This is a genomic window from Janthinobacterium woesei (assembly GCF_051380875.1).
Classification (GTDB): domain Bacteria; phylum Pseudomonadota; class Gammaproteobacteria; order Burkholderiales; family Burkholderiaceae_D; genus Janthinobacterium.
Genome location: NZ_JBNYXW010000007.1, coordinates 39495 through 51685, shown reverse-complemented (window position 1 = coordinate 51685; position 12191 = coordinate 39495). Strand labels below are relative to the sequence as shown.

The 12191-nt window shown below is 63.8% G+C and carries 8 protein-coding genes; 1 reads left to right on the top strand and 7 read right to left on the bottom strand.

Features of this window, described 5'->3' with window-relative positions:
* The first annotated feature begins 34 nt into the window (after window positions 1-34).
* Window positions 35-580 (top strand): glycine zipper 2TM domain-containing protein, encoded by a 546-nt coding sequence (locus tag ACQ4W6_RS09215; protein ID WP_436566887.1) that lies wholly within the window; start codon window positions 35-37, stop codon window positions 578-580.
* Window positions 581-586: 6 nt separating this feature from the next.
* Here ACQ4W6_RS09215 and ACQ4W6_RS09210 read toward each other — a convergent pair whose 3' ends face one another.
* The 7 genes from ACQ4W6_RS09210 to ACQ4W6_RS09180 all read right to left on the bottom strand — a co-directional run bounded on the left by ACQ4W6_RS09210 (window position 587) and on the right by ACQ4W6_RS09180 (window position 12099).
* A complete protein-coding gene (locus ACQ4W6_RS09210; protein ID WP_436566886.1) occupies window positions 587-1096 on the bottom strand; it encodes a DUF1993 domain-containing protein in 510 nt (169 codons plus the stop codon).
* 138 nt (window positions 1097-1234) lie between these two features.
* Entirely contained in the window at window positions 1235-2254 is a 1020-nt protein-coding gene (locus ACQ4W6_RS09205; protein ID WP_436566885.1) for a succinylglutamate desuccinylase, read from the bottom strand.
* On the bottom strand, window positions 2254-6993 hold the full coding sequence (locus tag ACQ4W6_RS09200; RefSeq protein ID WP_436566884.1) for an NAD-glutamate dehydrogenase domain-containing protein: 4740 nt from the start codon (window positions 6991-6993) through the stop codon (window positions 2254-2256). Before ACQ4W6_RS09200 ends, ACQ4W6_RS09205 begins: the two co-directional genes overlap by 1 nt.
* Window positions 6994-7147: 154 nt before the next feature.
* On the bottom strand, window positions 7148-8488 hold the full coding sequence (gene astB, locus ACQ4W6_RS09195; RefSeq protein WP_436566883.1) for an N-succinylarginine dihydrolase: 1341 nt from the start codon (window positions 8486-8488) through the stop codon (window positions 7148-7150).
* Between the two features lie 18 nt (window positions 8489-8506).
* Window positions 8507-10012 carry a succinylglutamate-semialdehyde dehydrogenase gene (gene astD, locus ACQ4W6_RS09190; protein ID WP_436566882.1) on the bottom strand — a complete coding sequence of 502 codons (1506 nt, stop codon included), beginning with the start codon at window positions 10010-10012 and terminating at the stop codon, window positions 8507-8509.
* Window positions 9990-11054 (bottom strand): arginine N-succinyltransferase, encoded by a 1065-nt coding sequence (astA, locus tag ACQ4W6_RS09185; RefSeq protein WP_436566881.1) that lies wholly within the window; start codon window positions 11052-11054, stop codon window positions 9990-9992. Before astA ends, astD begins: the two co-directional genes overlap by 23 nt.
* Before the next feature lie 13 nt (window positions 11055-11067).
* Window positions 11068-12099 (bottom strand): arginine N-succinyltransferase, encoded by a 1032-nt coding sequence (locus ACQ4W6_RS09180; RefSeq protein ID WP_436566880.1) that lies wholly within the window; start codon window positions 12097-12099, stop codon window positions 11068-11070.
* Window positions 12100-12191: the final 92 nt, after the last annotated feature.

Below are 12191 nucleotides of genomic sequence, written 5' to 3'. Positions count from 1 at the left end.
CAACAACACCGGCATCGCCACCCCAGGAGAACACATGAACACGACGACCACCGCCAACCGCATCCACCCCTTGATGGCCGGCGCCGCCATTTCCGTCACGGTCCTGTGCCTGGTGGGCGCGGCGTCCATCGCCGGCATCTTGCCCAATTCGCGGGCGAATGTCCCTGCCGTGCCAGCCGATGTGGCAGCCCTGACGCCGGCCAGCGCGGCAGCCCTGGCAGCTTCCGTGCCAGCACCGCTGGCCGCCCCCGTCGTGGCGCAGGCCGCACCTGAAGCGGCACCGGCACCAGCGCCAGTCGTGCACAAGCGCGTCGTGCAGCACACGCAAGTGGCGCAAGCGCGCCCATCCTACAATGACAGCAATAATGGCTACCGCGAGCCTGTGCGCCAGCAGCAGCCAGCGCCAGCTCCCGCCCAACCCAACTACGTGGGTATCGGCACGGGCGCCGTCATCGGCGGCTTGATCGGCAATCAGGTAGGTGGCGGCCGCGGCAAGGCACTGGCCACGGTGGCCGGCGTGATCGGCGGCGGCATGCTGGGCAATGCGGTGCAAAACCAGGTCCAGCAACCGCAACGTTAAGCAAACTTAATCGTATGGGCCGAGATAGTCCAGCTTGCCCACGGCCACGCCATTGTTTCTGAGAATGGCGTGCACCATGGCAACATGGAAGTAAAAATTGGGCAAGGCAAAGCTGAGCAGATAATCGCCGCCCGAGAATTTTTTTCCCTCGTCGGTCCAGTTCAGCACTACTTCTTTCTGGGCGCTGCCTGCCATCTGCCCCGCGCTGACACTGTCGATATAGGCAATGGTGTTGGCGATGCGCTCCTGCAATTGCTCGAATGACGCTTCGTTATCCTCGAATGTCGGCGCGGGCACGCCGCTCAGGCGCTCGATGGACATCTTGGAAGTATCACTGGCGCGCTGTACCTGCGCCGTCAAGTCCAGCATGTCGGGCGCCAGCTGCGCACCCAGGACAATTTCCGGCACGATACCGTCCTGCTCGACATGCGCTTGCGCTTTTTCCAGCAAGGCGGAGACGACGCGCAAGCCGCGGATGAAGACGGGGACGCTGGCTTGATACATGGACACGGACATGGCAAACTCCTCGATAGTGAACGATGAACCAGTGTACCCGAGGCCGCGTCAACGGCTGCGCACGCCCCGCAAGAAAAATGGCACCAGCCGGGTTTCCCCCGCTGGCGCCATGCCATGCCATGCTGCAGTTTCCATCCGTCAGGACACGCGCACCACCATCAGGCCCGCGCGCAGGCCCACGCGCACATCCGGGTTCGGAAACACCACCAGCTCTTCCGCGTGCTGCACCGTATACACATGGCCGCCATCGCTGGCGATCACGGCGTGCTGCGGCAGCGACGTGAAGTTCTGCGTGCTGCGGTCGAACGCCATGCGGAATTGATCGCTATGCTTGATGATTTCCTGCGCCACCTTGAACACGTGCGGTTGCGCCTTGATGGGCGGCGCAGGCAGCCGCCGCAACAGCGCGTCCAGCGCCCGCGACACGTCGTCGAACAGGCTCAGGTCGTTCTGCCCCAGGGTGCCCACGCGGCCCAGTTCCACCGTGCTGGCGGCCGCGCCAAAATGCTCGGCCGAATAATAACTGTACGTGCCGGCCGATTGCGGATTCATGATGATGGCGCCGATGGATGCCTGGCCCAGCCAGGCTACCAGCTGCGCCTTGGCCTCGTCGGCCACCAGGTCTGGCACGATGGCAAAGGTCGGATACACGGAAGGACGGATGGCCGTGTGCAGATCCAGATGCCAGCGCACGGGACCGGCGGCGCTGAAAAAGTCGCGCGTCGCGGCGATCATGTCATCGGCGCGCGCCGCTTCCGCCGCTTGCGCCAGGGAACCGCGCACGGGGCGGAACATGCGATTCAGGTCGGCGTCGATGAAACGCTTGCCAGCCCGGATCGCATCGACATTGCCTACGCAAACGAGCAAGTCGACGGCCAGTGCAGACGCATCGCGCGACAGGGCGTCGAGCAGGTGCGCCAGCACTTCGATCGGACCCGTCTCGTCGCCATGCACGCCCACCGAGACGACCACGCTGGCACGGCCGTGATCGGCCTGCGGCTTGACGACTTGCAGCATGCCTGGCGCCGGCAAGGCGACCGTGAAACCGGCGTCCGCGAACAGCTGCGCCACGGCGCTGAAATCAGCTTCGGCCAGCGCCTGCACCGCTGGCGGCAAGCCGCCAGCGGCTTGGACTGCCTGTATTGCTTCTTGCGTCATTACACCGCCGCTTCCGCTGTGACTTTCGCCGCGATTTTATTCACCGCTTCGGAGAGAGTCCACACGTCCAGCATGGCTTGCTCCAGTTCCGTCGCCGCCACGTAAGCCGGCAGGCCCAGTGCGCCCGTCACCGCATCGACGGCCTGGCCAGCGTTGCCTTGCTCGGCGCGCGCCAGCACCTGCGTCAGCAAACGCTGTTGCGTGCGGCGCAGGGCTTGCTGCGCGTAGTTGCGCAGCTGTTCCTGCGATTTGCCTTGCGCGGCCAGCTTCAGGCCACGTTCCAGCGTATCGATGCCCGCCTGGCTGCGCAGGGCCAGGCCCACTTGCAAGAAGGCCGCCAGGTCCATGCTGGCAGGACGCGGCACGGACAGCGCCGGGAACAGGAAGCCGGCAACGACGTCCAGCGCGTCCACTGCATCCCACGCCTGCACGAAGGCCGGCGTCAGGCCAGGTACCAGCGCCGCTTCGGACTTGATGCCGACCGCTTTCAGCAGCTCGCGCTTCGATTCCGCGCCAAACAGGCGCGTGAGTTCGGCCAGACCGGCGCCGCGCAGCTGCTCGGCGGGCACCGACAGCACGCCGGCGATCATCGTCTGCTGCAGCACGCGCGTTTGCGCATCGACCTTGATCGACACGTCACGCGGAATCGTCAAGGCGTCAAAATCGAGCGCGTCAAACACGGGCGCCAGGTTCAACGCCACCCATGCCTGGCCCCAGGCCAGGATCACAGCCGACTCATCCACGCCATGCTCAAACGCCAGGTCGCGTATCATCAACGGGCCGCAGCGGTTGATCACCTCGTTGGCCAGCACGGTCGCCAGGATGGCGTTGGCCAGTGGGTGATCGAGCGCCGAACGCGTTTCCACCAGCAGGGATGGGAAGTAGGGCTTGAGCACCGGCTCGGCCCAGGACTCAATCGTCAACGGCAGCGCGGACAGGATGCGCTTGAAGCGGTTCTTGACGTTGGCGATCACCACCGCCAGTTCCGGCGTAGTCAAGCCACGACCGTCGGCCTTGCGGCGCGCCAGTTCGGCCACCGACGGCAATTGCTCCAGTTCGCGTGACAGGGCGCCCTCTTCTTCCAGGCTGGCGATCAGCGCGGCATAGCCATCCTGCACGGCGCTCTCGCTTTGCGCCTGCAATTCGCGCACCAGCAAATGCGTCTGCTGCGTGTTGTCGCGCAAGACCAGGCGCTCGACGTCATCCGTCATCGCATACAGTTCGCGGTTGCGTTCTTCTTCCGTCAGCTTGCCGGCATTGACTTCCACATCGAGCCAGATTTTCACATTAACTTCATGGTCCGAGCAATCCACGCCGGCCGAGTTGTCGATCGCATCGGTGAAGATGCGCCCACCCGCCAGCGCGAACTCGATGCGGCCCGCCTGCGTCGCACCCAGGTTGCCGCCTTCTGCCACCACTTTCACGCGCAGCTCATTGCCATTGACGCGAATATGGTCATTCGCGCGGTCCTTCACTTGCGCGTGGGTCTCGTTTGAGGCCTTGATGTAGGTACCGATGCCGCCGTTGTAGAACAGGTCCACGGGCGACTTCAGGATACGGTGCATCAGTTCTTCCGGCGACAGCGCCGTTTCCGCAATATCGAGCGCGGCGCGGATCTGCGGCGACAATTCGATCGTGCGGACGGAGCGCGGATAGATGCCGCCGCCGCTTGATATCAGTTCCTTGTTATAGTCATCCCACGACGAGCGCGGCAAGGCGAACAGGCGCTCGCGCTCGGCGAACGAGACGGCGACATCCGGTGCCGGGTCGAGGAAGATGTGACGATGATCAAATGCGGCCACCAGTTTCAGCTGGCGCGACAACAGTACGCCGTTGCCGAACACGTCGCCCGACATGTCGCCCACGCCGACCATGGTGATCGGCGTGGTATTCAAGTCATGGTCCATTTCATAGAAATGGCGCTTCACGGCTTCGAACGCTCCCTTGGCGGTGATGCCCAGCTTCTTGTGGTCGTAACCGTTCGAGCCGCCCGAGGCGAAGGCGTCGCCCAGCCAGAAGCCGCGCTGCACGGCGATGCCGTTGGCGATGTCGGAGAAAGTGGCCGTGCCCTTGTCGGCAGCCACCACCAGGTAAGGATCGGCTTCATCGAAGCAGACGGTGTCGACTGGCGGGACGATATTGCCCAAGGAACGGTTGTCCGTCACTTCCAGCAGGCTGGAAATGAACAGGCGGTAGACGGCTTCGCCTTCGGCCGCGATGGTTTCACGCACGGCGTCTTTCGGCATCATCTTGCAGACAAAACCACCCTTCGCGCCGGCTGGCACGATGACGGCATTCTTGACCATCTGGGCTTTGACCAGGCCCAGCACCTCGGTGCGGTAGTCTTCCATGCGGTCGGACCAGCGCAAGCCGCCGCGGGCGACAGGGCCGCCGCGCAGGTGTACACCTTCGAAGCGGCGCGAGAAGACGAATATCTCGCGGTAAGGACGCGGTTCCGGCACCAGCGCCAGGCTGCTGGTGTCGAACTTGAAGATGATCTTGTCGCCGGCCTGATTGTTCTGGAAGTAGCTGGTGCGCAGGGTGGCGGCCATCAGGTCGGCCAGCGCGCCGAGGATTTCCTCGGTATCTGCGTGGTTCACGGATGGCAGGCCGGCCTTGATGGTGGCAATCATCTCGAGTGCAGCGGCATGCTGCTCGCCTGGCAGCGACGGGTCGAAGCGCTGCAAGAAGGCATCGACCAGGGCTTTCACGTGGGCCGGCTGCTTGCGCAGGCTTTCGGCAATGTAGCGTACCGAGAAACTGCTGCCCGCCTGGCGCCAGTAGCTGGTGTAAGCGCGCACCAGTTGCACTTCGCGCGTCGACAGGCCGCCTTCGATGACCAGGCCATTCAGTCGGCCATCTTCGGCCTCATCGTTGAACAACGCGGCAAACAGTTCCTGCGCCACGGCGACGACTTCCGGCTGCGCCAGTTTCGCCGCGCTGGCGGCATCGACCGTCAGGCTGGTGACGAAATAACGCGTGCCCTCGGCTGGCGAAATCGAGTACGCCTGCTCGCGGTCGATGGCCACGCCCGCGTTGTGCAGCGCCGGCAGGATGGTCGACAGGGACGGTACGCGATTGGCCGAATACAAACGGATGGTGGTGACGTTGCCCGTCTCGATGCGCACGGCCACGTGCGATGGATCGGTATTGCGCAAGATGGTGTCGAGGTCGCGGAAGGCGACGGCCGGCGCGGTGGCTGCCACGTAGTCGAGCGGCAAGGTGGCGCACAGTTTGCGCAGGCTGGTGCGCAGCGCCACGTCGGGCACGGCGTCGGCCACGGCAGAAAAGCCGTTATGCCAGCCATCGAGCACGCCCAGCAGCGGCTGCTGGATATCCGTTTCCAGGTCCAGCGGATAGCGCGCGGCATGGGCGATCAGGTAGACGCGCGCCAGGGGGCCATCAGCGACCAGCGTCTGCATGCTGACGTGGGTCGCACCGGAACTCGCTTGCAGGGCTTTCGCCAGGCTCGAAGCCACGCTGGCGCTGTAGCGCTCGCGTGGCAGATACACCAGCACATTCAGATGGCGCGCATACACGTCGCGGCGCGCGAAGACCTTGGTGCGCGGCTGCTTGTACAGCGAGACGACGGCGCCGCACACTTGCACCAGCCAGTCGAGATCCGCTTCCAGCGCTTCGGTGCGCGGCAGCGACTCGAGGATTTCGCGGAATTTCTCGGCGCGGAAGCCTTGCTGGCGCACGCCGGCCAGGCTCAGTACCTTGGCCACGCGGCCGCGCGCGTAAGGCAGCGCCGCCAGCGGGGTGGAGTTGCCGGCGCGGGTAAACAGGCCGACGAAGCAATGCTCGCCCAAAATCGCCCCTTGCGCATCCGTGTCGCGCACGCCGATGAAGTCCAGCTGCTGGTCGCGGTGCAGGGTGCCAGCCACGTCGGCCTTGACGATGGAGAGCGCCGATTCGCGCTTGGCCAGGGTGTCGAAGTCGCCGGGAATATTCGCCAGGCAGGTGCCGTACACAGGGTGCGCCGTGTCTTGCAGCACGCCGACGCGGCTAGGGATATCGCGCTCCAGTTCGCGCACGCCCGGCTTGACGCGGTAGTAGGCGTAGCCAAACACTTCAAAACCGCCGCTGCGGGCCCATTCCAGGAAGGCGGCAACTTCCGCGCCCTCTTCGCCATGCGGGGCGGTCGCAGTGTCAATAACCTTGGCGACGGCAGCCAGGCGCTCGCTCATGGCGGCGGCATCGCGGCGCACCACAAAGGCGTCACGCGCCACCATGTCGATGGCGGCAACCAGTGCGGCCAGCGCGTCTGGCGCCAGCTCTTCGTCGAGCAGCACCAGCACATACGATTCGAGCGGGTCGCCCGGCTGGCGCACCGCTTCCACGCTACCGTCAAGGGCGCGGCGCACGGGCAGCACGGTGTTCATCACGCCGCGCACGGCCAGGTGCTGGCGGCGCATGGCCATGACGATGGAGTCGACCAGGTAAGGCATGTCTTCGTTCAGGATCAGCAAGGCGCTCGCCTGGCCACCACGGCCATCCGCATAACGCAAGGTGGCGATCTGGCAACCGTTGCCGGTGCGCCTGGCCGCCTGCGCAAAACCATCGAGCAGTACGGGCGCCAGGCTGTCGGGTGCGATGTCGGCCAGGTCTTCGGCGTCGAGGGAAGCGAGCCAGGCTTGCACCAGCGCGGTCACGGGCGCTGCCGCCTTGCCTGCATTGCTCGCGGCGTTGACCAGCTCCAGCGTCTGTGTACGCAAATCTTGTGGCGTGTGATTCATCTTGCATCTCCATTACGGTAATGTGAATGTCCAACGCTGTCGTTCGGGCTTATGGCTGGGCGGCAGCGATGTGTGAGACAGGGGTCACCCGTCCAATTCTTGTTATGCGGTGTTGCGGGTAGGAGTCTCGGTTTTCTCTGTGTTTTTCTGTCGCCTACAAGTCGTACAATCCCGGTAAGTTGAGGATGATCGTCAATTCTTCAAGCGCCGCATGTACTTCCAGCGCCAGCTTCGGGTCGGCCAGGTCGCTCGGCTGCAGATGGTCGCGGTAGTGTTTTTCCACCCAGGCCACCAGCCGATGGTACAGCGCTTCCGTCATGATCACGCCCTGGTGCATGGCGCGCGCTTCGTTTTCCGTCAGCGCCACGCGCAAACGCAGGCAAGCAGGCCCGCCGCCGTTGCGCATGCTCTGGCGCAAATCAAAATGAATCAGTTCATCGATCGGCCCACCGCTGGCAACCAGGCTTTCCAGGTAGCGCGAGACGGCGCGGTTTTCCTGGCACTCCTGCGGGATCACCAGCGCCATCTTGCCGCCCTCTTTGCTCAAGAGTTGGCTGTTGAACAGATAGCTGCTGACGGCGTCTGTAATCGGTACCTGGCCAGTATCGACGCGCAGCGCATTCAGTTGCACGCCCGTGGTGGCGACGGCGCGGCGCAGCTGCGACAGGCTCGCCTCCTCGTCGGCAAATGCCTGCTCATGGTAAAACAGTACATTGCCGTTACCAACGGCGATGACGTCGTTATGAAACACGCCCTGGTCGATCACCTCTGGATTCTGCTGCACGTACACGGTGCGCCTGGCGTCCAGGCCATGCAGGCGCGCCACGGCTTGCGACGCTTCCAGGGTCTGGCGCGCCGGGTAGCGCCTGGGGCTAGTTGCCGATGGATCGAACTCCACCCGACCATACACGAACATCTCGACGGATGGCGCGCCGTGGCCAGCGCCCAGGCGCGTATGGTTGGCCGCGCCTTCGTCGCCAAAGGCTGGCGTCGACGGCAGCGCAGCGTGCACGGCAAAGTGCTTGTCATCATTGAAGATGGCGCGCAGGCTGCGCGCCGACTGCGCGTGCTCGAAGGCACGGTGCAGCTTGTTATTCAGGTTGGCGGCCGTGAAATGTACGCGGCCGTCCTGCGTGTCCGCCGACGGGCTGACCGTGGCGGCGTTCGCCGTCCACATGGGCGAAGCGGAATACGCACAGGCCAGTATCACGGGCGACTCCTTGTAAGCACGCGCCAGGACCTCCGCATCGCTCCCCGTAAAGCCGATGCTGCGCAGCAGGCGAAAATTCGGCCGCTCCTGCGGCGGCAGCAAGGCTTGCGCAAAGCCACGCGCAGCCAGCGCACGCATCTTGGCCAGGCCCTGCAAGGCGGCCTGCTTCGGATTCGAAGCGCTTTTCACATTGCTGAACGAGGCCACGTTGCCGAACGAGAGTCCAGCATAGTTATGCGATGGGCCGACCAGGCCGTCAAAGTTGTATTCGCGCGTGCTGTGCATGGGTATTTCCTTTAAAACTTAAAAATTCAGGCCAGGCGACAGCTTGGCCGGCATTGCCAGCACGCTGTTCTCGATCGAGGCGACCGGATAGGCGCAGTAATCGGCCGCGTAATAGGCGCTCGGACGGTGATTGCCCGACTTGCCGATGCCGCCGAACGGCGCCGTGCTGGCCGCGCCCGTGGTCGGACGGTTCCAGTTGATGATGCCGGCGCGCGCACGCGTTTGAAAAGTCTGCCACAGCGCCGGATCGTCCGACAGCAGCGCGGCGGCCAGGCCGAATTCGGTGGCGTTGGCGACCTTCAGGGCCGCGTCAAAACTGGCGACGCGGATCACTTGCAACAAGGGGCCAAACCATTCTTCATCGGCGATGCCGGCAGCATGGGTGACGTCGACGATGCCGGCCGTGACGAAGCCCGCTTGCGGGTTCAACTGGCGCATCTGCAGCAGGGTGGTGCCGCCCTTGGCGACCATGTCGGCTTGCGCCTGCACCAGGCGTGCTGCCACGGCGCTTGATACGACAGGCCCCATGAACGGTTGTGGCTGGGCGTCGGAGGCGCCGATGCCCAGTTTCGCCGCCACTTCCACCAGGCGCGCCACGAAAGCAACCCCGGCGGCGTTGTCTTGCACTACCAGGCGGCGCGCGCAGGTGCAGCGCTGGCCGGCCGAGACAAAGGCGGAGAAGACCGCATGGTGCACGGCAGCGTCCACATCCTTGACATCCCACACGACCAGGGCGTTGTTGCCGCCCATTTCCAGTGCCAGCATCTTGCCCGGCTGGCCGCCGAACTGGCGGTGCAGGCTGATACCCGTCTGGCAGGAGCCGGTAAACAGCACGCCATCGAGCAAGGCATTCGCGCCCAGCGCCACGCCCGTGTCGCGCCCACCGTTGACGAGATTGACGACGCCGTCCGGCAAGCCTGCCTGCTGCCACAGCTGCACGGTTTTCACGGCGGTGCGGGGCGCATATTCGCTGGGCTTGAAGACGATGGTGTTACCGGCGATCAGGGCCGGAACGATGTGGCCGTTCGGCAAGTGGCCTGGGAAGTTATACGGGCCAAACACGCCGAACACGCCGTGCGGGCGGTGGCGCAGCACGGCGTCGCCATCGGCGATCTTGCTTTGCGCGATGCCAGTGCGCGCGTTGTACGACTGCACCGAAATGTCGATCTTGTTGGCCATGGTGGCCACTTCCGTGACGGCTTCCCACAACGGCTTGCCCACTTCTTCCGAGATCAACTGCGCCAAGACCTCGGCATGCTCCTTGAGCAGCTCGCGAAAGCGCACGCAGATGGCGATGCGCTCTTCGACGGGCGTGTCGGCCCACGCCGCAAAGGCAGCGCGGGCAGCCTGGCAAGCCTGTTCCACGTCACTCTCCGTCGCTTCCAGGCTGGCCCAGGTCTGCTTGCCGTTCGACGGGTCGATGGTGACCAGTTCCCGGCCAGTGCCCGGCAGCCAGGCGCCGTCGATGAAGTTAGATGCGGCGGTCGATGAATTAAACACGTTAAGGTAGGACAATTGAGACATGGGTATGCTTCCTCGGGTTGAGTGACAGCGTGCGCACGGTGTCGCCGTTGTGGCTACGCAGCAGATGCAGTTCAGCGTCGTCCAGCGCGATCTTGCCGCTGTGGGGATTGGCGTTGGTGACGATCATGCGGAAATTTTTCAGGTCGGTGTTCGACACCAGGTACGGTTCGGCTTGCACCACCTCGCAGCTATCTGCGGCCGCCTCGGCATCGAGCACTGCCGGCATGCTGTCGCGCAGGGCGCGCAGCTCGGAGACGCGCGCCTGCAACACGGGGCCGGCGTCGAAGATGTCGACATAACCTTCGAAGTGCAAGCCTTCCTGCTCCAGCAAACGGCGCGCTGGCGCGGTGCTCAGATGGACCTTGCCGATCACTTCTTGCGCTTCGTCTGGCAGATAAGCCACGTACATTGGCTGGCGCGGCATCAATTCGGCGATGAAGGATTTTTTACCCAAACTGGTCAAATCGTCGACGTGATGGAAATCCATCTTGAAGAAATGGCGGCCCAGGCCCTCGTAGAACGGCGAGCTGCCGTCCGGCGCCTGGTAGCCACGCATTTCGGCGATCAGCTTTTCCGTGAACAGGTGCGGGAACTGGGCGATGAAAAGAAAACGGCTTTTCGACAGCAGCTTGCCATTGTTGCCGCTGCGGTAATCCGGGTGCAAAAACAGCGAACATAGTTCCGTACTACCCGTCAGGTCGTTCGACAAATACAGCGTCTCCATGCGCGTAAACACGTCGAGTTCACGGCTCGAATGCACAAGGGTGCCGATACGGTAGTTATAGAATGGCTCTTCCAGGCCCACGGCCCCCTTGATGGCGCACACGCCGGCCAGGCGGCCCGTGTCGGTATCCTCCATGACAAACATGTAGTCGCGTTTTTCGGGCGGAATGGTTTCGGCGAACGAGGCGCAGGCAATCGCCAGACGGTCGCCCAGCATTTTCATGTCCGCCTTGAGGGTGGTCATGCCGGTGCCGACCTGGCTCGCCAGGCCGTACAAGGCATCGAGGTCAGAAGCGTTGATGGCGCGTACTACTAGCATAAGATTCTCTCGGTTAGATACGCACGCAAATGACGCTGTCGCCTTCGGCGACGGCCAGCGCGTCAAGCAGCTCGGCCGGCAAGCCGACGGTGTCTTGCGCTTCGAGCGCATCGCAGGCGAAGGTCACGGCGCGGAAGTTGCGTTCGGCGCCGGAAGCGATCGCATAATTGACTTTCATGCCCGTGCGGCTCGGCGTGGCGCCTGGCACCGCGCGGCGCGTGAGCGAGCCCGTAAACGAGCGTAGCGAATTCTTGTGCGCCTGCAGGATCGGACCGCCATCGAAGATGTCGATGTAATCGTCGGCCTCGAAACCTTCTTCCGTCAGCAGGTTGAAGGCCAGTTCGCCGCTCGGGTGAATCTGCCCCATGGCCGCCTGCGCGTCGCCGGGCAACAGCGGCACATAGACGGGGTAATGCGGCATCAGTTCGACGATCAAGGTGCGGTTGCGCGCGCCGCCGATGACTTTTTCGGCATCGAGGAAATCCATCTGGAAGAACTTGCGGCCCAGCGCATCCCAGAACGGCGACTGGCCGTTGGCATCCGTGATACCGGCCAGCGGCACGAAGAAGCGATCGCCGAAACGGTGCGGCGCGAGCACGGCAAACAGCAGCCGCGCGCGCGACAGCAAGGCCGCTTCCAGGCCCGCCTGCTCCATGTTGCGCACATAGAAGCCGGACAACTGGGAATAGGCCGTCAGCTCCGAGCACAGGGTCAGCGCATGCACGCTGTGGCTAATGTTCAGGTCACGCGAGACTTGCTGGATGACGTCGTTGCGAAAGGAAAAATAGGTGCCGTTCGAGCCGGCCGAGGCGAAGATGGCGGCCGTACCAAAGATGGTTTTGTCGAGCAGGGATTCAAGCAGGAAGAGATACGACTCTTCGCTGGGGATATCGACGTGGGCGGCAAACGAGGCGAGGGAACGCTCGACGGAGGCGGCGATTTTCTCGCGCGTCTTCGGCAGGGTATGGACACCCGGCATGGTCACCGCAGCCAGCGCTTCAAGGGCTGCAATATCCGCAATTTCTACCGGACGGACAACATACATGGGTACTCCTTCAATGCTGACAATACTTGGGCAGAAAACCCGGGTAGAACCAAGCCGGCCCGCAGCAGTGCGGCGGGCCGGTGCTCAAACAG

Excerpts from the sequence above, each read along its gene's own strand:
- ACQ4W6_RS09215 (WP_436566887.1), top strand. The coding sequence starts at position 35 with ATGAACACGACGACCACCGCCAACCGCATCCACCCCTTGATGGCCGGC.
- ACQ4W6_RS09200 (WP_436566884.1), bottom strand. The coding sequence starts at position 6,993 with ATGAATCACACGCCACAAGATTTGCGTACACAGACGCTGGAGCTGGTC.
- ACQ4W6_RS09210 (WP_436566886.1), bottom strand. The coding sequence starts at position 1,096 with ATGTCCGTGTCCATGTATCAAGCCAGCGTCCCCGTCTTCATCCGCGGC.
- astB (WP_436566883.1), bottom strand. The coding sequence starts at position 8,488 with ATGCACAGCACGCGCGAATACAACTTTGACGGCCTGGTCGGCCCATCG.
- astD (WP_436566882.1), bottom strand. The coding sequence starts at position 10,012 with ATGTCTCAATTGTCCTACCTTAACGTGTTTAATTCATCGACCGCCGCA.
- ACQ4W6_RS09205 (WP_436566885.1), bottom strand. The coding sequence starts at position 2,254 with ATGACGCAAGAAGCAATACAGGCAGTCCAAGCCGCTGGCGGCTTGCCG.
- ACQ4W6_RS09180 (WP_436566880.1), bottom strand. The coding sequence starts at position 12,099 with ATGTATGTTGTCCGTCCGGTAGAAATTGCGGATATTGCAGCCCTTGAA.
- astA (WP_436566881.1), bottom strand. The coding sequence starts at position 11,054 with ATGCTAGTAGTACGCGCCATCAACGCTTCTGACCTCGATGCCTTGTAC.